The organism is Paenibacillus polysaccharolyticus, assembly GCF_900102085.1.
Classification (GTDB): Bacteria; Bacillota; Bacilli; order Paenibacillales; family Paenibacillaceae; genus Paenibacillus; species Paenibacillus polysaccharolyticus.
The window spans coordinates 480,900-502,426 of the sequence record NZ_FMVM01000001.1 but is presented as its reverse complement, the minus strand read 5'-3'; the positions used below and the strand labels follow the sequence as shown (position 1 = coordinate 502,426).

Genomic DNA, 21,527 nt, shown 5'->3' with positions numbered 1-21,527 from the left:
CATGAGTATGTTAACAAAAGACAAAGTCATCATGAACGCGACGGCTCAGGATAAATATGAAGCGATTCGTATGGCAGGACAGATTTTGAAGGATGCAGGTCATATCACTGCAGATTACATTGACAAAATGATTGAGCGTGAAGAGATTGTATCCACTTATGTCGGCAATGGACTGGCTATTCCGCATGGTACAAAAGAATCCAAAACGTTCATTCTCTCGACCGGAATCTCGGTAATTCAGTTCCCGCAAGGGGTTGATTTTGGAGAGGAAAAAGCTTATATGGTCATTGGCATCGCTGCACAAGGCGGCGAACATATGGAGATTCTGACGAGCATCGCAGTAATCTGTGCCGAAGAAGAGAATATGGAAGCACTGCGTTATGCGAAAACGGCTGAGGAAGTAATCACCATTCTAGAAAGTGAAATGGAGCTATGAAGGCCCTCCACTTTGGCGCAGGTAACATCGGACGCGGATTTATTGGTTTGATTCTGTCCCGTGCCGGATATGAAGTGACGTTCTCGGATGTAAATCAGGAACTAGTGAATGCTCTTCGGGGGCGCGGGGAGTACACCGTAGAGCTTGCCAATGAAAGCAAAGATCAGGAGACCGTAACCGGAGTAACAGCCATTAATGGACGGGAGTTGCAGACAGTTGCTAAGGCCGTGGCAGAAGCTGACCTGGTTACAACCGCAGTTGGTGTAGGCATACTAAAGCATATTGCACCAGGAATCGCAGAAGGTCTGGAGCAAAGAAGACGTGCAGGTTCTATACAAAAGCCGTTGCATATTATCGCTTGTGAAAATGCCATCGGTGGAAGCGCTCAGCTCAAAGAGCATGTGTATGCTTTGCTGGATGAGCAGGCTCGCGGGTTTGCTGATGAATATGTTTACTTTCCTAATTCGGCCGTAGACCGGATTGTACCGATCCAGAATCATGAAGACATGTTGCATGTTCAGGTGGAGCCTTTTTATGAGTGGGTAGTGGATCGTTCGCAAATGGCACCTGCATTCAAACCAATGGATGGTGTTGTTTATGTAGATGATCTTGAACCGTACATTGAGCGTAAGCTGTTTACTGTAAATACGGGACATTGCGTTGCGGCATATATCGGCTATGTACAAGGATATGATACCATTCAGAAGGCTATTGCCGATGAAAAGGTGAAATCTGTGGTATATGGAGCACTGCAGGAAACGGGTCAGGTGTTGGTAAAACGCTTTGGTTTCAACCCGGAAGAACATGAGCAGTATATTGTAAAAATTTTGGGACGGTTTGTTAATCCTTATCTGACCGACGAGGTAACCCGTGTGGGGCGCTCGCCACTGCGCAAGCTTTCCCCGAATGATCGTCTCGTTCGCCCGGCACTTCTGGCGTATGAAGAAGACATGCCAGTGACACATCTCGCCATGGGAATGGCCGCTGCCTGCAAGTTTGATGTGTCTGATGATCCCGAAGCGGTGGAGCTACAAAGCATGATCCGCGAAAAAGGCGTCGAAGCCGCGTTATCGCACTATACTGGTATGGATGAGAATCATCCGGTACTGGTGGAGGCAGTGAAGCAGTACAAACAGATGTAATCGGTTTGTATAACAGTAATCGAAGTCTGGCATAGTGTATTGAAAGCTCAGCGTGGATCCACTAAGGCTGGGACGTTAGCAAGTTTATCTATCTGTTTATACAGAAATATAGATGAAAAAGAGATACCAAACGTAATAACGAACTTAAGTCTGGAATATAAAGAAACCATCCCTTCAAATTCATGATACAGTTCCATTTGAGAGGGAATGGTTTCTTTTATTTTTCGATCCTAGTTAACAATAGGCTCTTCATATCGCTTTTAGCGAATAAGAGCTGGTTATAGCAAAATAGTTACTCATGCTCACGTACATAGTTCTCCACACATTGCTGACAAATGCATGACTTGCCGCGTTTCTCGGCTGGAATGCGTTCAAACACACCTTCGGGGAAGGAAACATGGCCGCACCAACATTCCGAATGTGGTTTACCTTCAGCATAGGCACAAGCATTTCTTTCCCCGCAAAGTGGACATATCAGCGCATTGAGCGTTTTGCCAGGAGTGCTGTCCTGTTGATCAGACATGGCCTATCTCCCTCCTTTTTCATTGTTTTGCATTCCGGACAGTGACCTTTTGTTGATTTCAGTATAACAAATACATTGGTTTTGCTCCCAACTTTTATAATCGTGACTTACTCCATCTACACCGCAAGTACTCGTATGAGGGTAACGTATGCACAGGTTGATTTTTTAAATCGTGGGCGTACCTTCATTCTTCCGGTGGTAGCTCAATTTGTAATCCCTCTACATGCTTGCGCCCCATGAGTTTGCGTTTTTTGCGGTTTTCTTTGCTTTCCAGCACAATGTCGAGATCATAATCGGCTGGATACAACTCGTCAGCAGAGATGTGCAGACGCAGACGTTTCTTATGAATTTTTAGTTTACGGCCCCGAATCATGACCCCGATCTGTCCACGGTTATCCTCTTCTTCACTTACTATACCTGCCTGATCCAGATAGGCAACGTAGACGCGGTCTCCTTTACGAAAGGCACGTATTGGTGCTGGTGCCGGATCGGAGACGGGAGGCGCACCGTTTGGAGATATAGTCTTATTTGGGACGGTCGTATGTGCATTTTTCTCTATAGAATCAGTGTGTTCCATAGAGACAGGCAAGGTAGTGTGATGTTCACTATCTGTTTGTGATTGCGATTCTTTTGCAACATCTTGCATCATGTTCTTCGTGAGAGCTTCATCCACAACAGATTTGGAACGAGCGATGATATGCCGGGGCATGCCCAGCTTCAGCGCGATAGAATATGCATAGCTTTCACCGGCTTCTCCAATCCGAAGTCGATACAGAGGTTGGAGAGATACGGTGTCAAACTCCATGCGTGCATTTTCAAATCCAGATGTGGCTGAAGCAAAATGCTTAATTTCCCCAAAATGTGTTGTAGCTACCACGGTTGCTCCGCGGTGATGCAATTCCTCCAGCATAGCAATGGAAAGTCCTACACCTTCTCCTGGATCTGTACCTGATGCCATCTCGTCAATCAGTACAAGCGTTGAAGGATTCGCCTGCTCCAGAATGGTAATCATATTCCGAATATGCGCTGAGAATGTGCTGAGTGCCTGCTCAAGACTCTGTCCATCGCCAATATCCACTGCGATCTGTTCATACACGGCCATTTCACCTCTTTCATCCACAGGAACAAGCAGCCCAGATTGCACCATGAGAGTGAGCAACCCCAATGTTTTGAGAGCAACGGTTTTACCGCCTGTGTTCGGGCCTGTAATGATAAGGGACGAGTAAGTGTATCCGATGGAAAAATCAAGCGGGACCATGGACGGCCCCATCAAGGGGTGTCTCGCTCGTTGCAGTTTAACTTTACCGTTGCTATTAACGCGTACGGATCGACCATCTATAGCCGCCGCATATTTTGCTTTGGCAAACAGGAAGTCAAGCACGCCAACGGTTTCTGTATTCAGTGCAATTTCCCGGCTGTACGATTCGGTCAGAGAAGTCAAGTCTCCAAGGATTTTCATCTCTTCCCTGGACTCCTCGGCTTGCAGTGAAGAGAGTTCCATCTGCAGTCCTGACAGCTCGGCTGGTTCGATATATACGGTTTGGCCGCTACCCGATTCGTCGAGTACACTGCCTTTAACCTGTTTACGGAACTCTTTTTTAATGGGCAGTACTGTTTTTCCATTTCGCTGGCTCACGACCTGCTCCTGCATGATCGAACGGTGCTTACTAACCAGTGAATCCAGCTTGCGCTTCATGCGTTCCTCATGCACGGTCATTCTTTTTCGAATTCGTACGAGTTCCTTGCTCGCTTGATCCTGAATTCGACCGTTGTGGATACAACGTTCAATTTCACTTCGTAAGGATTCCATAAGCATCATAGAGGAGGCATAACGACTAACGATGGGAGCGATGCCGGATTTACTCTCCATATACTTCATCAGTTGTGTGCAGCTGTGTAGAAATTGGGCGAGATGACTGAAGTCGCGTTCACTGAACAGATATCCCGTGCCAAGCAGGTTGATAATCGTTTCCATCCCCTCCAGCGAAGGGATTGGCACGCTCGCCCCAAAACGGACAAGAGCTGTGGCCTCCGCAGCTTCGTCCAGACGCATCTGAATCAGATGCACATCGGTCATCGGTTTGAGTTCACGGGCATAACGTTTGCCCAGATAGGAAAGGGCGCAGTCAGCAATGTTTTTTTGAATATGATGGAAGCCAAGAATGGTTAGGGTTTGTTCGTTTGAACTCTTGATATTTGCCGTCTTGTTAGCCTCATTATTGTTATTCATGTTTAAATCTCTCCTTCATGTAAAATGTTTTTGTTGTGCTTATAGTGAAAAATATTCCTCATGGAAAACACAAAAAGGGCGGAGAATGAACAAACGTCATTCTCCGCCCTGAACGTATGGGAAAGCAGAGTCCATAAAGAGGGTCTATACAAAAAAAAATCCGCGCTGAACACAGCGCGGAAATAGACCCGGACATAGGCAATCCCGGAGGCGATGTTTGATTTCCGCTGTTCTTAACTAAGTACAGGGATCTGACGCATCATGAAACACACGTATGCCTTGACGGCAAAAGTGTCATGAAAAGCCAAACTCCTGAATATGAAACTTGATTAGTTAAGAACGCTCACCGACATCAAAATCTCTCCTTCGACCTGAGGAATATACATGTAATATAAACTGGAAATCACTTCAAGTCAACAATTCTGAATAAAGATGTGGACTTGATTATGATTGGGTTTTAAAATAACAATAGTAATTTAATCCAATGTAAGCGATTTTTTATAAAAGGGAGATGCTCTTCTTGCCTAAATATCTACTGCGTCTGCTCTGCTTTACGATGATTCTTGGGGCATTGCCAGTCATTGTGATTGGTTCCGTCTCGTATACGATTGCCTCGCGTGATATCGAACAGAAAGTGCGCGAGAGTAATCTTCAGATACTACATCAGACTCAGATGCGAGTGGAACAAGTATTACGAAGTTTACAACTGTCCTCAATCCAGTATGTCAATTCACCTTTGGTGCTTCGTGCAATGAAGCAACCGCTGAATAGTAGCGAATTTCAAGAAATTCGTGATTTGACATCCGGTTTTAACAATCTTCAGGCGGTCACAAGTATTGATCAGGCTTACCTTGTAAATCTGGAACAGGACTGGGTCGTATCGATGCGTTCATTTGGTAAAATCAATGATTTCAGCATTCGAGACCGAATCGGTACTTATCTTACATACACCAACAGTTTGTTCTGGGTGACTCAGAATAAAAGTTCATCCAAAGAGAGCGTGCCTGTATCTGCTGGCATGGGTGAGGCTTTAACGGAACAGGCTCCTACCTTGATCTCTTCTGATAATGTAGTCAGCATGGTTTTTAAAATTCCGATGGTGCCCACAAATGTGAAACCGAAAGGGTTCCTTGTCATTGATATTGCGGATGCAGAACTGAGCAGCTTTTTGAGCCGGAATCCGAATTCGGGTGATTTGTACGTTCTGGATAAAGACCAGAAATACTTTCTGAATGACACGAATTATGGAAATAAATACGATCTGCTCAACCAGGACATTCAGGAGAAGGTTCAGACAACGGGGGAAGCACAAGGTTTTTACAGCGCAGAAGTGGAGGGCAAACCCGTAGCCGTCAGCTACAGGCAGTCTCCGCTAAACGGCTGGTTATACGTATCGGTTGTTTCGCTTGGACAGATTACAGCCCAGTCGCAAAAAATCGCAGTGGTGACCGGTGTGGCGACGTTAATCATGTTATTGGTGACAGGGCTCGTGGCCATCTACGGTAGCCGGCGTATGTACTCACCAATCTCTAGACTGTTGCAGTTTACAAAAGGGTTAGATTCTCCGCTCCCTCCAGCTGGACGCCGTCAGGATGAGTTTATTTATATTGAGGAACGCTTGTCTACCCTGTTCAGTTCGGAGAGAACGATGCGTGAGCAGATGAAGGGGCAACATGTGCATCTTCAGGAGTTTTTCATGACCAAGCTGCTGACAGGTAAAATATCGGAAGAAGATTTCAGATATCAGGGCGAATTGTATGATTTCCCGACCGGATGGTCACATCTGGGCGTACTGATGCTTCAGATTGATACGCTTGAAGGCACGAGATATGAGGAGCAGGATCGGGATCTATTGCTATTTGCGGTCAATAATATGGTAGGTGAGTTGATTCCTTCCGAGATTCGGTTCACACCGGTCATGCTAGATGATGCGCAGGTTACCGTGCTTGCTTCTGAACTGAGTGATGAGATGCAGCTGAAGGAATGGATGCACACACAGGCCGATTGGATTCGTGAACGGGTTGTAACCTATCTGAATCTGCCAGTAAGCATAGGTATTAGCCGGGCTTATTCCAGCATTGGAGATACGCCTAGAGCCTACCAAGAGAGCAAAGAAGCATTGCAAGGCAGAGTCAGCTTGGGTAGCCGTATTATTTTACATTATGAGGACATCCAACCAAGAGGTCAGATGGAAGCTGCGCTGTATACGCAGTTACGAATGATCGAAGATCAGTTGGCTTCAGCGATCAAACAGGGAGACGAAGAGAAAACAGATATCTATTTTACACAATATTTAGGATTACTTGCGGATAAAAAGCTGCATTTCAGCGAGTATCCAGTCATCATGGTGCAGTTATTGTCACGGGTATATCAACTTGTGCAAGAGCAGGGCGGAGATGTGGCAGAAGTGCTTGGTGAGAAAGCTTCCATGGCATACTTGCTGAAATTATCTACACTGGACGAGATGACGGGTTGGTTCCGTAAGCGTTTATTTCTGCCTGTGATTCGTTACTGGAAGGAACAAGAGGAGTCACAATATATGAATATCGCCCGCCGGATGATTCGACTGATCGAGGAACGGTATGATCGGGATTTATCACTGGAGGCTTGTGCCGAGGAGTTGAACTTTCATCCGGTCTATCTAAGCCGGGTCTTCAAGAAGGAAGCGGGTGTTAATTTTACCGAATATCTAGCAGAGTACCGCATGGAAAAAGCCAAAACGTGGCTACAGACGACAGATTTGAAAATATCGGAAATCGCCGAAAAATTAAATTACACGAACCCGACAGCTTTTATCCGTACATTTCGCAAAATAACAGGAACAACTCCCGGCAAGTACCGGGAGCAGCAACGCTAGAGAACATGGCCTGCTCTGCCCCCATGGCAGGCAGGCTTTTGTCGTTCAATTTAACTTTCTTTTTGAGCCCATTCGCAGCTTATAAGCCATAGTTAAACCAGGAACATGCAGGTTGAAAGCAGTTCATTTCTAGTAGCGCCAGCCATTCTTAAGTGGTTAAAACCCTTGATACACAAGGAAAAACAAGAGGCTAAAACGAGATGATAGCCAGTGATTCGATTATCCGCCACAATGGAGACATGAATTCAGGAAGTGATCTTTTGTAATCGTTTCCAACGTGGGGAGGAAGACACTATGAAAGCCGAAACGGCTGCTCGAACAAGGCCCGCTACCCGCAGTGACAAAAACCTGCTCTGGAGGGACGTCATCAAAAACCGGTGGCTGTACATTATGCTGATTCCGGGAGTGCTTTACTTTGTTATCTTTAAATACATACCGATGTATGGGATTACGATGGCTTTTCAGGATTACACACCGTACAAAGGCATCCTGGGGAGTGATTGGGTAGGATTCAAACACTTCCAGCGTTTTTTTGGAGAACCGCAGTTCTGGACCTTATTTAGAAACACGTTTTTACTTGCGATTTATAATCTGGTTTTCTTTTTTCCATTACCTATTGTGCTTGCGCTCATGATGAATGAGGTTAGGCGGGAGCGGTTTAAACGCTTCGTGCAGACACTGGTTTACGTTCCACACTTTGTTTCCTGGGTTGTTGTGGTTGGTGTGTTCTACATGCTGTTCACGACTGAAGGCGGTGCAATCAATGAACTGCTCTACAACCTGACGGGACAAAAAATTGCCTTTCTGCTTGAACCAGGATGGTTCCGTACGATGATTGTAGGACAATCCATTTGGAAAGAAGTAGGCTGGGGCACAATTATCTTCCTGGCGGCACTCTCTGGCGTAGATACGCAGCTTTATGAGGCTGCTCGGATTGACGGTGCTAACCGCTGGCGTCAGACCTGGCACATTACGTTGCCAGCGATTCGGAGTACCATCATCATTTTGCTCATTTTGCGTCTGGGTCACTTCCTGGATACAGGCTTTGAACAGATCTTCCTGATGCTGACACCTACTAACCGTGACGTGGGCGAGGTATTTGATACCTACGTATACACGAAGGGGCTTACCCAGGCACAGTACAGTTATAGTGCTGCTGTCGGATTGTTTAAGTCGGTTGTCGGACTGGCGCTAGTGCTTGGTGCCAACACGTTAGCCAAAAAATTCGGGGAGGAAGGCGTCTATTAATGCAATATTGGCAGACGCTCTTCATCAGACAGGAGTGAACATTAGATGCAACAGGACAAAACATGGAGCAACCGGATCTTTGATTTTGTGAATCATGGCTTGCTGCTTTTGATTGGTATTGTGACCGTAATCCCGTTCATTTATATTTTGGCTGTGTCGTTTACCAGCCCGCATGAAGTGGCCAAAGGAGGATTTATTCTTTTTCCGAAAGAGTTCTCCTTGGCAGCTTACCGTTACATTTTTTCTACGGATACATTGATTCGAAGTCTTGGTGTATCGATCTATATCACCGTTGTGGGTACGCTAATCAACTTGCTGTTTACATCGCTTATGGCTTACCCGCTATCCAGAAAGTATTTGCGCGGACGCCAGCCGATTCTGCTGGGAGTACTGTTCACGATGCTGTTCAGTGGCGGTATGATTCCAACGTATTTCGTCGTTAAATCCCTGCATCTTACCGATACACTCTGGTCTTTGATGTTGCCAACGGCTATCAGTGCGTTCAACCTGATCGTACTCAAAAACTTCTTCCAAGCCATCCCGGATGAGCTGGAAGATGCGGCCAAAATCGATGGCTGTAACGATGTCAGCGTTTTGTTCCGCATTGTGCTTCCACTCTCGATGCCAGCCATGGCTACCTTTTCACTCTTTTATGCCGTGGCACACTGGAACAGTTTCTTCAGTGCCGTCATCTATATCAACGACAGTGAGAAGTGGCCTGTACAAGTTTGGCTCCGTGAAATTGTCATTTTGGCACAAAGTCGAATTGGAGATACGAGCATTGAAGAAACTGAAATTCAACCGCTTACGATTCGTATGGCTGTTATCGTATTCTCTACCATTCCGATTATGCTGGTCTACCCATTCCTGCAAAAGCATTTTGCCAAGGGAGTGATGCTCGGTTCGGTAAAAGGCTGATTAGTGCAGTGTGTGGTGTGAAGCGTATTACTGAATTGTGAATATCAGTCTGTGACTGTATATCAAAAAGGGAGGTTTTCATGAATGAAGGCAACAAAAAAGAAAGCCGTAGCTGTTCTGAGTACACTGGCTCTGGTGACCGGTTTACTGGCAGGATGCGGATCAGATGAAGGTCAGGCTGCCGAAGGAGGCGTACAGAATGTATCTATCGCTATTGCACAGGTGGGTGACGTGCCGAGCAAGGGCAACGATGTACAGAAAAAAATTGAGGAATATACCAAAACCAAACTGGACATCCAGTGGATACCGGCATCTGCGTACAATGACAAAATTAATGTCATGATCGCCTCCAGCGACATGCCGAAAATCGTAAAGGTGCAATATAACCCGACGGTAACGAATGCGATGCGAAATGACGTATTTTGGGAAGTCGGGCCTTTACTCAATGATTACAAAAACCTTTCTGCCCAAAACGGACGTTTCTTTGACAACATCAAGGTTGAAGGGAAAATTTATGGCGTGCCGGTATTCTCCGATATTGCACGGGCAACTGTTATTTACCGCAAGGATTGGTTCGACAAGTTGAATCTGAAAGTACCAACAACACCGGATGAATGGTATGAAACGATCAAGACGTTGTCTACTTCCGACCCGGATGGCGATGGACAGGCGAATACGTTTGGATTGATGTTGTTCAAAAAGTATAACGAAGATCAGTATTCTTTTACGACTCGTCTTGGTGTGAGCTTTGGCGCACCGAACAAATGGAAGGTTGAGAGTGATGGTAGCTTTACACCAGAATTCATGACACCGGAATATATGCAAGTGATGGATTTGTTGAAACGTTTGTATGAAGAGAAATTGTTGAACCAGGACTTCGCTGTATTTGATTCAACGGAAGCGGAGAAAAAGTATGATTCCGGTGTTGTCGGCATGCGTGTAGGTGTGGCACAGAATGGTAAGAGCCAGCAGGAACGTCTGTCAAAAAATAATCCGGACGGTGTTGTAGATATTGCCGGTCTGTTAGGGCCAAATGGTGACCGTGTAGCTGGACAGACAGGTAACTCGGGTATTCTGGCTTTCCCGAAAGCAACGGTAAAATCGGAAGAGGAACTGAAAAACTTGCTCTCCTTCCTGGATAAATTGATGGATCCAGAGATGGCAACGCTGCTAATGCGTGGTCTGGAAGGCAAACATTACACCAAAGTCGGAGACAACGAAGTGGAAATGAGTGATTTCGATGCTTTCCAGCGTGAAGTGAAGCCATATCGGGATAATTTCCCTTATGTTGATGGTTACAATGTACCTAAACTGAAGGACACCGAGCTTGGAGAAAAAGGAACAGCTTTGGTGAAGGAACTGGCAGAACATGCAGTACCAAACCCTGCATTGACGTTGTATTCTCCAACATATGGTGACCGCGGAGCAGATCTGGATCAGATGATTGCCGATGCGCAAACCAAATACATTATGGGCAAGATCGATCAAAGCGGCTGGGAAAAGGAAATTGAGAATTGGGCTAATGCAGGCGGTACCAAAATCCGCGAGGAATATGCCGAGGATTACAAAAAACAGGCTCAATAAGGAGCGAAACCGGAGGTTTGATCATGAAGGAAACGTTACAACATACACCGATGCGCATGGCCGACCAGTTTATGGAGAGTTATCGCAGCCATGAGCTGTATGCGACTTGGCATTATGAGAACGGTTGTCTGCTCAAAGCACTGGAAGAACTCTACGCTCGTACAGGTGAACAGAGATATTTTGACTATATTCAGGAACTTATGGATCATTTCATTCAGGAAGACGGATCGATCCGGTCCTATACGATTGAGGAATATAATCTGGATCAGATCAACCAGGGAAAATCACTATTTTTCCTGCTGGAGAAAACAGGTCAGGAAAAGTATCGCAAAGCTTCTGAGTTGCTGATGACGCAACTGAAAGGGCAACCGCGCACAAGTGGGGGCGGTTTCTGGCACAAGAAAATCTATCCGTTCCAGATGTGGCTGGATGGATTGTATATGGCGACACCTTATCTGACTCAATATGGAGCCGTGACTGGTGAAGAGAAGTGGTTTGACAAGGCTGCTTTGCAATTGCTTTTGGTGGAAGCACAAACTCGTGATCCACGCAGTGGTCTGCTCTACCACGCTTGGGACGAGAGCAAAGAGCAACGCTGGAGCTCCGGAGATACGGGATGTTCGCCACATGTCTGGAGCCGGGCAGTGGGCTGGTACGTGATGGCGGTTGTAGATACGCTGGATTATCTGCCAGTTGATCATGAGCAACGTGGACAGATTATCGGTATTTTCGAGCGACTCGCAAATGCGCTTATCCATGTACAGGATCAGGAGACAGGATTGTGGCCGCATCTGCTCGATCAGCCAGGACGCGAGCGGAATTATCTGGAGGCTTCGGGCACTTCGATGTTTGTATATGCCCTTGCCAAGGGTGTGCGCAAAGGATTCTTGAGCGGGAAGTTCAAAGCGATTGCGGAAAAAGGATATCAAGGCCTGCTGCAACATCTGTTGCAAACAGACCAGGAGGGTATGCTTTCCCTGACACAGTGCAACGGGGGAGCGGGTCTTGGAGGAACTCCGTATCGTGACGGGTCCTATGAGTACTATGTGACTGAATCGATTCGTATTAATGATCCGAAATCGGTTGCTCCATTTATTTTGGCAGGGGTAGAGATGGAACTGGCATAATGCCGGTTCTTTTCTCCAAAGCATTATGATAGCGCATACATTATGAGCTTGAAGACATCTATGATTGAGGAATGAGGGCAAGTCCGCTGAACAATAGGTTTATCCAAAAGGAGAGATGGTTCATGAGTCCAAAAAGTCCAAAACGTTCAAAGAGTCCAATGTTTCGCGTAGGAAGCTTCGTTATTGTTGGCGCGATGTCTGCCGGTTTGCTGGCTGGATGTGGGGGAGAAAAAGCTCCAGCCGCCGGGGAAGGCAAAATGCCCATTTCCATTTCATTGATGCAGGTGGGTGATGTGCCCGCTAAGGAAAATGCAATCGAGAAGAAGATTGAGGAATACACGAATACCGATGTAAACGTGCAGTGGATTCCGCAATCGGCGTTCGACGACAAAGTCAATGTCATGGTGGCATCAGGGGAGATGCCAACGATTATGCGTGTCAATTATGTACCCACAACTTTTAATGCGGCAAAGACAGGATTGTTCTGGGAACTCGGGCCTTACCTGAAAGATTACAAAAACTTGTCTGCCCAGTCGGAGGCTCATTTTAATAACATCAAGATCGAAGGTAAAATCTACGGCATCCCGAATTTCCGGGATATCGGACGAACGGCAATCGTATATCGGAAAGACTGGTTTGATAAGCTGAAACTGGATATCCCGAAAAATCTGGATGATTGGTATGAGGTTATGCGTTCTGTCCGCAAGGATGATCCAGATGGTAATGGCAAGGAAGATACGTATGGTGCGTTGTTGTTTAAAAAGTATAACGAGGGTGTATCTTCACCGCTGACCCGGATTGCTGTAAGTATTGGTGGAGTCAACAAATGGGGTGTAGACGACGCTGGTAAATTAACACCAGAATTTCTGACTCCTGAATATGTGGATACGATGAAGCTGTTCAAGCGATTGTTTAATGAAGGGTTGATCAATAGTGATTTCCCTGCACTGGACCCTTCCGATGCGGACAAAAAAATGGATTCAGGTCTCGTTGCTATGAAACTGAACGGTGTTGCTCAGAACGGGAAATCATCCCAGCAACGGCTCACACCTAATGCACCGGATGGTGTCATTGATGTAGCGCCGTTTCAAGGGCCAGATGGCATTCGCATTGCCGGTGAGCCTGGAAACTACGGTATGCTTGTCATTCCCAAAGCATCTGTAACGGATGAAGCGCAACTCAAAAAGGTACTCACCTTCCTGGATCAGCTGATGGACGAGGAACTTAGCACGCTGCAATTGCGTGGTTTACTCGATGTACACTACAGCAAGACCGCTGACGGTAAAACGGAACTGAAAGACTTCGACGCATATCAGCGTGAGGTTAAACCATATCGTGATAATCTGCTAAGTGTGGAAGGATACAATGTGCCTGAACTGGTCGATGTTCCTATTGGTATGAAAGGCACGAAGATGGCTCGAGAAAATGAACAGTATGCAATTGCTAATCCTGCACTTACGCTGTCCTCGGTGATCTATACAGAGCGCGGTCAGGAACTGGATCAGATGATCTGGGATGCGCAGACCAAATACATTATGGGCAAGATCGATGATGCTGGCTGGGAACAGGAAGTTGCCAACTGGAGAAAAGCAGGCGGTGACCAGCTGATCACAGAACTGGAAGCTTCGTATAAAGAACTGAACGGGAAATAAATGAGACTGCCATAAAAAAAGGTTGATTTCATGTAAGGAATAGGTTTATTCTATAAAAGAGTAGAAATTCCATAATTTAATAAGTGAGACCACACCTTAAAGCATAAGGCTATGAATCTGCGGATTCATGGCCTTTTTTGTATTTTTAGGATAAATATTAGGTCTCAAGGAGGGGGAGATAGTCACCTTAGAATCATGGGGAGGTATGAAAATGATACCAAAATACTAGTTATACATGGTAGAATATTGATTATAATTCCATATTTAGGATTTTGACTTATGTTTGATAAGCAAGTCATCCGTTTGAGCAAATGAAGCATCCCCATACTAAGGTACATAGGAGCGTGAACAGATTGAAAATGAAGCGAGTGGTTCAAGTTAAGAAGAAAAGAAGATTTGTTTATATGATAGGACTGTTAATAGCAGTCATGATGGCAGGTACATGTCTTTCTTTTGGAATGGGGTCTGGGGAGTGGACGACAGTGGTTAGTGCTGCGGGAGTGAGCGACAGCGTAGAGAGTCGGTTCAGCGATATCAAAGGACACTGGGCTCAGGCAACGATTGCAAAAGCATATGAGAAAAAATTGATTTCCGGCTATCAGGATGGCACTTTCCGCCCGAATGGTAAGATCACCCGCGGGGAATATGCAGCAATACTAGCTCGCGCGACCAGAATCGAGAATGCTCAGGGGCAGTCTTCTTTCTCTGATCTTCAAGGACATTGGTCTGAAACGGCTGTCCGCCAGTTGGTGGGACAAGGCTTTATTGACGCTGGTGATTATACAGGCGGCTTTAAGCCTAATACGGAACTGACACGATATGAAATGATGAAGTGGATTGCAAACGGACTGATCAAGTCGGACAGCAGTTTTCAGAATGCTTTTAATGATACGAAAAACACCCTACTGCCTACACCCGAAGTAAACCGCGGAACGATTCGTAACGAACAGATTCCTTACCTCGCCCTAGTGCGCGGAACAGGCATTGTCGGTGGATTTCAAGACGGCACGTTAAAACCGGCAGATACGACAACTCGTGCAGAGGTTTCTGCTATTCTGCTTCGCTACATGGACGTGGAGGGAACAGATGCTTCCAAGTACAGCGACCTGAACGAGATGCGGGAAGTGGGCACGACAGGTACGAATTTAACGACGATTAGTAATTATAAGTATAGCTCTGGCTCTGTCATGATTTCAGATCTATTAGAAGCTGATATTAGCCTTAGTAACAAGTCTGGAGTATTACAAATTCATCGTTTTATCGTTGTGGATGCGACTCAAAGTAAACCAGAAGGAATTTATGCTAAGCTTTTTATGCCTGAAAAATATGCAAGTGGTTCGTATAGGACTTTTGTAGATATTTCCTTCAAATCTAATTTAGAAAGTTCTAATTTGATCACATTCAATAGGGGGTTATCTGATTCACTAATACAGTTTAATCGTCTCAATTTGGATGTGGCTAAGAAACAAGGTATTAATACAATACCTATGGACTCGGGACAATTATTAAAGAAGGGTATTCAAAAAAGATTTTGGGTTACTTCAACTCTGAGAAACACATCGTGGTCTTATTCTCTGAAAACAGATCAATTAGGTGAATTTAGAATTCAAAGGTAGTTCAGTAGGATGGTGAGTAGGTTGTAATGAGAAAAGCAATATATTCTTGTGTAGCTATATTATTTGGAGTGTTGATCTTACAACTCACAGCGTTAATATTGACGTCAAACATAGTAAATGCTGTTACAAGTGAGTATGGACCTAAAAGAATGAAGAGCCCTCAGTATGTTACCATACTAGCGAACCCTAGAGTGGGAAATCCAGGAGTGTATTGGTACCAAGAGAATAATGGGAAATTTAGAGCTGATCATTCAGGAGGACCGACCTATGCAAATAATGCAGGGAGTTGCTCAAATCCATTTCCTGCAGCTACAGAGGTTCCCGATAGTGTAGATTTTAGTAATTGGCCACCAACAGACTGGCCTGATTACAATTCTACAAGAATCGATACTAATAAAGTTAAAAACATACGTATTCATGATGTTAAATATCAAGGAAGAGCAGATCAAAATTCGTATACTGGTATAGGAGATATTAGACCTCCGTTCTTATCAACTGTTGTTGCGATCAGGACAATCACTGGAGGATATCATGTACCAACGGAGCATAAGCCATTTGATAATGGTGGTAGAACAACTGCTGGCTGTCCAAAGTACAACGTAGCCTACTTCACCCCTATGGACATCATTTGGGAAGGTGATCTAGAGGAAGAAAAAGAGATTGACGTTACACCTGATACTACCCTTACCATTGGCCAGACCAAACAGATGGTAGCCAAAGTAAAGACCAAAGGCTATGGTTCCACAACGTGGAATGAGGGGGTCGATGTATCTGGCAGGGAGACGGAGATTAAATGGTTTTCTTCGGACGAAGCGGTGGCAAGCATTGAACTAAAGACAGGTATGTTAAAAGCAGAAAGCCCTGGAACGGTTACGGTACGTGCAATCTGGAACAATGGTACATATCTCATTTCGGATACAGCCACCGTTACCGTGACGTCCGAACCGGGACTGGTTGTGAACCTGCCCAATGCCTGTAAATCTACGACAACACCATTGCAGGCGGAAGCGGTCCTTACCAAATCGGATCGAAGTATCCATAAATTGACGGTGCATCCCAAATTGACGTGGAGCAGTTCGAATGCTTCTGTGGCGACAATCGGTGCTGATGGCAAAATTACAACAAAGGGCATTGTGGGTACTACGATCATCAAAGCTCATTTCCTGGATACCGCCCAGCGTATAGATGAACAGGCTGAACAAGAGCTTGAGGTCAAGGAATGCTCTAATGGCGGAGGTGGAGGAGACACGGGCGGTGAAGATCCAGGAAACGATCCTGCGAATGCCTGTCCGGTGAGCATCAGTCCACCAAGTCGAGGCGCAGTACTTGAAGCTAAAGAGATGGATCCTTCGGTTCAAGGGGTGCTCAGAGCAGACATCCGGGGTGCCGAGAAATTTGATGTTACACGAGGAATCCCAACGTCGGAAGATTTATATGCAAATGTTCTCGCCAAAGGATATTTGTTTCAGCACCGATGGGTGAACATGACGGGCACAGTGACCTATGATGTTAAAGTCAAGAAGACGTACCACAAAACGTGGACAATACCAGGCCGACCTTCCCGCGGTGAGGGGGATCCAGGCACACAACCAGAGCCCAAAGAACGTGATGTGCCAGGTGATCGATCGATGCGAGTAACAAGGGGATATAGTTATTGGCAGATTGATAACTTAGAGGTCTACAAATTAAATGAAGCCAAGGTGTCTAACTATGCGCTTGGTGGTTACGGAGGTGTAGTTACGCTGACACCAAATTCCTACATACCTCCAACTCTACAATCTATGACGGATACTGCTGTGCAGAGCCATGTTAAACCTTCGCCATGTCGTGAGATTGATCTGGGTACCCAGACTGTCCCTGGAGGTTCCACTGAGCCGCCTACGCCGATGGAAACTTCACTTTTTCAAGCAGAAGCAGAAGCGGTGGTTCAGGAGAATGCGGTTAACAATGACAAAGTGGTCTTTAATGGTACGACTATTATGAATAATACCCCAGCCCAGAAGGAAGCCCCCAGACCTGGAATGATTCCACAGCCTCATATGATCGGGGATGATGTGTTATATCAGAACAGATTAACCATTCAGAACACACTGATGAACAGAGCAGATCAGCCGAGCACGGGTGACATATTCTACGGACTACTCCCTGAAAACGTAAACGGTGGACAAAATCAGCGGTTTTCAATTCCCGGTATCAATCCGGTCACGGTACATACACCAGTGGTCAACTATGCTTGGGTTTCGGATGACCAGCCGCATAACCAGAAAACAAAGCCAGATCCTGTGCGGGCGGCGTTAATTCTGGAGCGTCCATTCCTGGTTCGTATCCCCACGTCAGGACAACATCTAGATGGAGTACGTTATCCAGGTTACGGAAATCGCGATTACGGGAAGTATTTTCGCAGTAAACAGGTGCGTTTCCCGTTCGATGTTTACACGGATGGCAAAAGCAGCTTTATTCCAGCCCAAACTTGGGTTAATATTCCCGTCAATCAACTGGATACTACCTTTGTGCTTCCTGTCTGGATTGATGAAGGCGCATATCAGATTGAGTTCCGCAACATCGCAGAGAATGCACCCATGCAGTTCACAGAACAACCTGATGCTAATACGGATCTGACACATCATGTCGCAACGGATACGGTAGCTGTGGAGGTCATTGGGCGATTGTATGATTTTCGAATCACAGATATCGCGGACTATCATTGGGAGAGGGTGTTTCGTCAAAGACCAGGAAGTCCCGAGCCTACGGGTGTTAACTACTGGACAGGAACAAATGAAATTGATGGAGATCCGAGGGGCAACCTGGCTCCGTATGTTTTGCCAATCCGCCCAGGTAGCCACCCTGTGCAGGGATACCGCAATGTCGCTGTGAAGACAGGTTATCACTTTAAGTTTGATGTGAAGACCAAGGGGAACATGTTTGGCAAACAGGATGGTATTCGAATCACACCAACTTTCTTTTATATCCCCAAAGACGGAACCAAGAGGCAGGAAGTGGATTTGTACTACCATCGAGGGCAGCAGCAACTTATCCGTATTGGATCTGCACAGGATGTTGAGAAGCGTTATGTAGTGCTGAACGCAAGGCTACGAAATGTGCCTGGAATGGAACTCAGCGATACAGCACGCTATCAGTACACCCATGAATGGACACCAGAAGATCGGCAGTTGTATACGCTGGAACAGGCGATGGTTCGGTTTGTGACCCAGACGTCACATCGTCAAACTTGGACAGGCAGGTACGATTGGATGATTCTCCCGTCACAGATTCGTACACTCATAGGTCCAAAAACAGACCTTCCTTCCGGGGTGGATATAGATCGGGCGAATGCCGCCATACAGCGCTGGTACGGAGAATATAGCCTGCCAGCCGATGTATATGCTGTTCCCAAAGGCACGAATCTGGAGCGTCTGACCCGAGAAACTTTGCTAGATGACAAGGCTCCTGTATTCCTGCAAGATGGATACATTGTAGTGAACTTTAATCTGGAAACGTTACAAAATGGCAATACACTCGCGCCTCATCTGCAATATATGCACGCCCCATTAATGAATCAATGGAAACTGGAAGGTTTTAATGGAAGTCCAGCGGATGAACAGGGGATAAGATGGCAGACGAGAGATGGAGATGTGGTGTGGTATCATGCAGATCAATCCAGCCGTGATGATTTTCAAGCGCAGGTACCTCATTAGCGAAACGACGGGTTTGAAATAAAAGTAGAAGCTTTATATACGAAGAAGCTGTGATGTGAGTCTGCGTCACGGCTACTTCTTTTTTGTATAAACAGATTATGCTTGATCCGTTGAACGGGTATAAAGGGTAAGGAGCACTTTCCTGATACTCACTTGGCACCACGCTCTACATTCCGTTTTACATGAATAACATACGACGCTCACCGAGAGGGGAATTGATATGATTGACGAAGTTCAACAACAGCAACAGCAACAGCAGATTGCCCGGAAAACAGATATGGCTTCAATCACGAGTACATATAAAGGGGGGGATCTTGGGGTTACCCTTCAACCGGCTGTTTGTTCTTTCAAAGTTTGGTCTCCCATTGCGATTCAAATGGAACTGCTTCTGTACCCACCCCTCACAGGTGGAAGTCCCGATGACATCCCGAACGCGTTGAAGCAGAGCAACATCCCAATGCATTCCGGTGAACAGGATGTTTGGGTTTTAGAAGTGGAAGGGGATTTACGAGGTTATCGCTATATGTTCAAGCCAACTTTTGCCGATGGAACTTCAACGATCACGGTTGATCCTTACGCGCGAGCTGTAACCATGAACGGTGAAATGGGTGTTATTGTGGACATGCAAGAGACTCACCCTGAGGGTTGGCAACAGGATGAACGTCCCGAATTGAGTCATCCCACGGATGCTGTCCTGTATGAGCTACATGTCCGGGATTTCTCCATTCATGCTTCTTCCGGGATTGCGAACAAAGGAAAGTATCTGGCTTTCACCGAGACTGGGCTTCAAGATGCAACAGGTAATACGCTTGGAATCGATCATTTGGTTGAACTAGGCATTACACATGTACACCTGTTGCCTGTATTTGATTTTGCTACGGTAGACGAGGCGAAGGTAGATGATGATCCTAAGGATGCCTCTAACTATAATTGGGGTTACGATCCGCTGCATTACAATGTTCCGGAAGGATCTTATGCATCACGCGCAGATGAACCCGTAACGCGAATTCGTGAATTCAAGTCCATGGTGCTTGCACTTCATCGTAAAGGGATAGGTGTCATTATGGATGTCGTGTACAACCACACGTTTGATACAGCGGAGAGTTCATTTGAGAAGCTCGTTCCCGGATATTATTATCGTCAGCATGCCGACGGAACGTACAGTAACGGTTCAGGCACAGGCAATGAGGTGGCAACAGAACGAGCTATGGTTCGTAAATTTATTATCGATTCGGTGCGTTTCTGGGCAGAGGAATATCATGTGGACGGTTTTCGTTTTGATCTGATGGGGCTGATGGATGTTACGACGATGAAACAGCTCGCATCCGAGCTTCATACTGAGGTATCTCCCTCCATCTTGTTATACGGCGAACCTTGGGGAGCAATGGAATCACCTTTGGGTGATGAGATGACCTTGAAAGGAACACAGCGCGGAGCAGGCTTTGCAGTGTTTAACGATAATTTCCGTGGTGTCATTAAAGGAGACAGTGATGGGGACGGCCAAGGTTTTGCGACGGGTGAAGACGGGAAAGAATCGGAGTTATGGACAGGCGTGCAAGGGTCTATTCATGATTTTACGGAAGGTCCATCTGAGACTATTAATTATGTAACTGTACATGACAATCTTAATCTGTGGGATAAGGTGGCGCGTACGCAAGGGTTACAAGATAAGCTAGGCTTTCTGACGTATGATGAGGATGGGAGTATCCGGGGGTTCGACAATGTGGAAGAGGCTGTGCGACAGGCTGATCCTTATCTTCAGATCGATCCAGCGCATGTGCTCGGAAACGAAACCGTGAGACGCTGCCTTCTTGCAAACGGTATTGTACTTACCTCACAAGGTGTTCCGCTGATTGCGGCAGGAGATGAGATGTTACGAAGTAAATACGGGGACGCTAACAGTCATGAGAGTGGAGACGTAGTCAACGCCATACATTGGGATCAGAAGCAACGATTTAAGCCCGTATTCGACTATTACCGTGGCCTGATTCGCCTGCGGCGGGAGCATCCTGCTTTTCGCCTGCGTACACGCGAAGCGATTGAGAAGCATGTTCGACTTTTGCAAAAAGATAAAGGACTTTTAGCATTCGAGTTGCAGGGTGCAGATGTGAATGATGCATGGCAACGGATTATCGTGATCTACAATGCGACCAAAGAATCTCATCGGATCTCTATCCCTTCAGGCACATGGAGAGTGGTTGTTGAAGAAGGACATGCTGGTGTAAATACGCTTCGTACCATCCACGATCAGAACACTCAACATAGCAAAAAGAGCACCAAGAGCAGCTCAGACAATCAAGAGACTAACAACAATCAAGTACAGGTCAGCATGTTATCCATGACCGTATTATTTTCGCAGTCCTCTTGAAGAAAGTCAGGCTTGTACAAGGATGATAAAATGTCTGCTTTTATCTAACAACAGGGCAGTAAGTCATAACGATGTATTTCAGTTTAAAAGTCATTCAGTGGAACACTCTCTTTGATATCAAAAGAGGGTGT

At 45.9% G+C, this 21,527-nt stretch carries 13 protein-coding genes; 11 read left to right on the top strand and 2 right to left on the bottom strand.

The genetic code is table 11. The features are described from left to right. The first annotated feature begins 1 nt into the window (after position 1). Together BLQ13_RS02125 and BLQ13_RS02120 are read left to right on the top strand one after the other, a co-directional pair. Positions 2 to 436 (top strand): PTS mannitol transporter subunit IIA, encoded by a 435-nt coding sequence (locus tag BLQ13_RS02125; RefSeq protein ID WP_090915471.1) that lies wholly within the window; start codon positions 2 to 4, stop codon positions 434 to 436. Beyond that, the gene (locus BLQ13_RS02120; RefSeq protein WP_090915469.1) at positions 433 to 1,578 is read left to right on the top strand and encodes a mannitol-1-phosphate 5-dehydrogenase; all 1,146 of its coding nucleotides are present in this window, start codon (positions 433 to 435) and stop codon (positions 1,576 to 1,578) included. The genes BLQ13_RS02125 and BLQ13_RS02120 overlap by 4 nt, the downstream gene beginning before the upstream one ends. A 292-nt stretch (positions 1,579 to 1,870) precedes the next feature. Here the strand turns inward: BLQ13_RS02120 and BLQ13_RS02115 are convergent, their stop codons facing one another. Continuing rightward, positions 1,871 to 2,101, bottom strand: a complete 231-nt coding sequence (locus BLQ13_RS02115) for a cysteine-rich CWC family protein (RefSeq protein ID WP_090915467.1) — start codon at positions 2,099 to 2,101, stop codon at positions 1,871 to 1,873. A gap of 184 nt (positions 2,102 to 2,285) precedes the next feature. After that, positions 2,286 to 4,331, bottom strand: a complete 2,046-nt coding sequence (locus BLQ13_RS02110) for an endonuclease MutS2 (protein ID WP_090915465.1) — start codon at positions 4,329 to 4,331, stop codon at positions 2,286 to 2,288. A gap of 520 nt (positions 4,332 to 4,851) precedes the next feature. Between BLQ13_RS02110 and BLQ13_RS02105 the strand changes: the two genes are divergently transcribed. The 9 genes from BLQ13_RS02105 (at position 4,852) to pulA (ending at position 21,396) form a co-directional block, all read left to right on the top strand. Then, a complete protein-coding gene (locus BLQ13_RS02105; RefSeq protein WP_167375616.1) occupies positions 4,852 to 7,188 on the top strand; it encodes a helix-turn-helix domain-containing protein in 2,337 nt (778 codons plus the stop codon). A gap of 294 nt (positions 7,189 to 7,482) precedes the next feature. Continuing rightward, positions 7,483 to 8,436, top strand: a complete 954-nt coding sequence (locus BLQ13_RS02100; protein ID WP_090915459.1) for an ABC transporter permease — start codon at positions 7,483 to 7,485, stop codon at positions 8,434 to 8,436. 45 nt (positions 8,437 to 8,481) lie between these two features. Next, positions 8,482 to 9,354 (top strand): carbohydrate ABC transporter permease, encoded by an 873-nt coding sequence (locus BLQ13_RS02095; protein ID WP_090915457.1) that lies wholly within the window; start codon positions 8,482 to 8,484, stop codon positions 9,352 to 9,354. 84 nt (positions 9,355 to 9,438) lie between these two features. Further along, positions 9,439 to 10,938: an extracellular solute-binding protein gene (locus tag BLQ13_RS02090; RefSeq protein WP_090915455.1), complete on the top strand. Its 1,500-nt coding sequence runs from the start codon at positions 9,439 to 9,441 to the stop codon at positions 10,936 to 10,938. Positions 10,939 to 10,961: 23 nt separating this feature from the next. Further along, positions 10,962 to 12,065, top strand: a complete 1,104-nt coding sequence (locus BLQ13_RS02085) for a glycoside hydrolase family 88/105 protein (RefSeq protein WP_090915453.1) — start codon at positions 10,962 to 10,964, stop codon at positions 12,063 to 12,065. Between the two features lie 122 nt (positions 12,066 to 12,187). After that, positions 12,188 to 13,717 (top strand): extracellular solute-binding protein, encoded by a 1,530-nt coding sequence (locus tag BLQ13_RS02080; protein ID WP_244159182.1) that lies wholly within the window; start codon positions 12,188 to 12,190, stop codon positions 13,715 to 13,717. 359 nt (positions 13,718 to 14,076) lie between these two features. Then, entirely contained in the window at positions 14,077 to 15,333 is a 1,257-nt protein-coding gene (locus tag BLQ13_RS02075) for an S-layer homology domain-containing protein (protein ID WP_090915709.1), read from the top strand. Between the two features lie 26 nt (positions 15,334 to 15,359). Next, a complete protein-coding gene (locus BLQ13_RS02070) occupies positions 15,360 to 19,028 on the top strand; it encodes a DUF5704 domain-containing protein (RefSeq protein WP_090915451.1) in 3,669 nt (1,222 codons plus the stop codon). A gap of 220 nt (positions 19,029 to 19,248) precedes the next feature. Next, positions 19,249 to 21,396, top strand: coding sequence for a type I pullulanase (gene pulA, locus BLQ13_RS02065; protein ID WP_244159180.1), 2,148 nt, complete (start codon positions 19,249 to 19,251; stop codon positions 21,394 to 21,396). Positions 21,397 to 21,527: the final 131 nt, after the last annotated feature.

Coding starts and splice junctions, on each gene's coding strand:
- BLQ13_RS02125 (WP_090915471.1), top strand. CDS start 2: ATGAGTATGTTAACAAAAGACAAAGTCATCATGAACGCGACGGCTCAG.
- BLQ13_RS02120 (WP_090915469.1), top strand. CDS start 433: ATGAAGGCCCTCCACTTTGGCGCAGGTAACATCGGACGCGGATTTATT.
- BLQ13_RS02115 (WP_090915467.1), bottom strand. CDS start 2,101: ATGTCTGATCAACAGGACAGCACTCCTGGCAAAACGCTCAATGCGCTG.
- BLQ13_RS02110 (WP_090915465.1), bottom strand. CDS start 4,331: ATGAATAACAATAATGAGGCTAACAAGACGGCAAATATCAAGAGTTCA.
- BLQ13_RS02100 (WP_090915459.1), top strand. CDS start 7,483: ATGAAAGCCGAAACGGCTGCTCGAACAAGGCCCGCTACCCGCAGTGAC.
- BLQ13_RS02095 (WP_090915457.1), top strand. CDS start 8,482: ATGCAACAGGACAAAACATGGAGCAACCGGATCTTTGATTTTGTGAAT.
- BLQ13_RS02090 (WP_090915455.1), top strand. CDS start 9,439: ATGAAGGCAACAAAAAAGAAAGCCGTAGCTGTTCTGAGTACACTGGCT.
- BLQ13_RS02085 (WP_090915453.1), top strand. CDS start 10,962: ATGAAGGAAACGTTACAACATACACCGATGCGCATGGCCGACCAGTTT.
- BLQ13_RS02080 (WP_244159182.1), top strand. CDS start 12,188: ATGAGTCCAAAAAGTCCAAAACGTTCAAAGAGTCCAATGTTTCGCGTA.
- BLQ13_RS02075 (WP_090915709.1), top strand. CDS start 14,077: ATGAAGCGAGTGGTTCAAGTTAAGAAGAAAAGAAGATTTGTTTATATG.
- BLQ13_RS02070 (WP_090915451.1), top strand. CDS start 15,360: ATGAGAAAAGCAATATATTCTTGTGTAGCTATATTATTTGGAGTGTTG.
- pulA (WP_244159180.1), top strand. CDS start 19,249: ATGATTGACGAAGTTCAACAACAGCAACAGCAACAGCAGATTGCCCGG.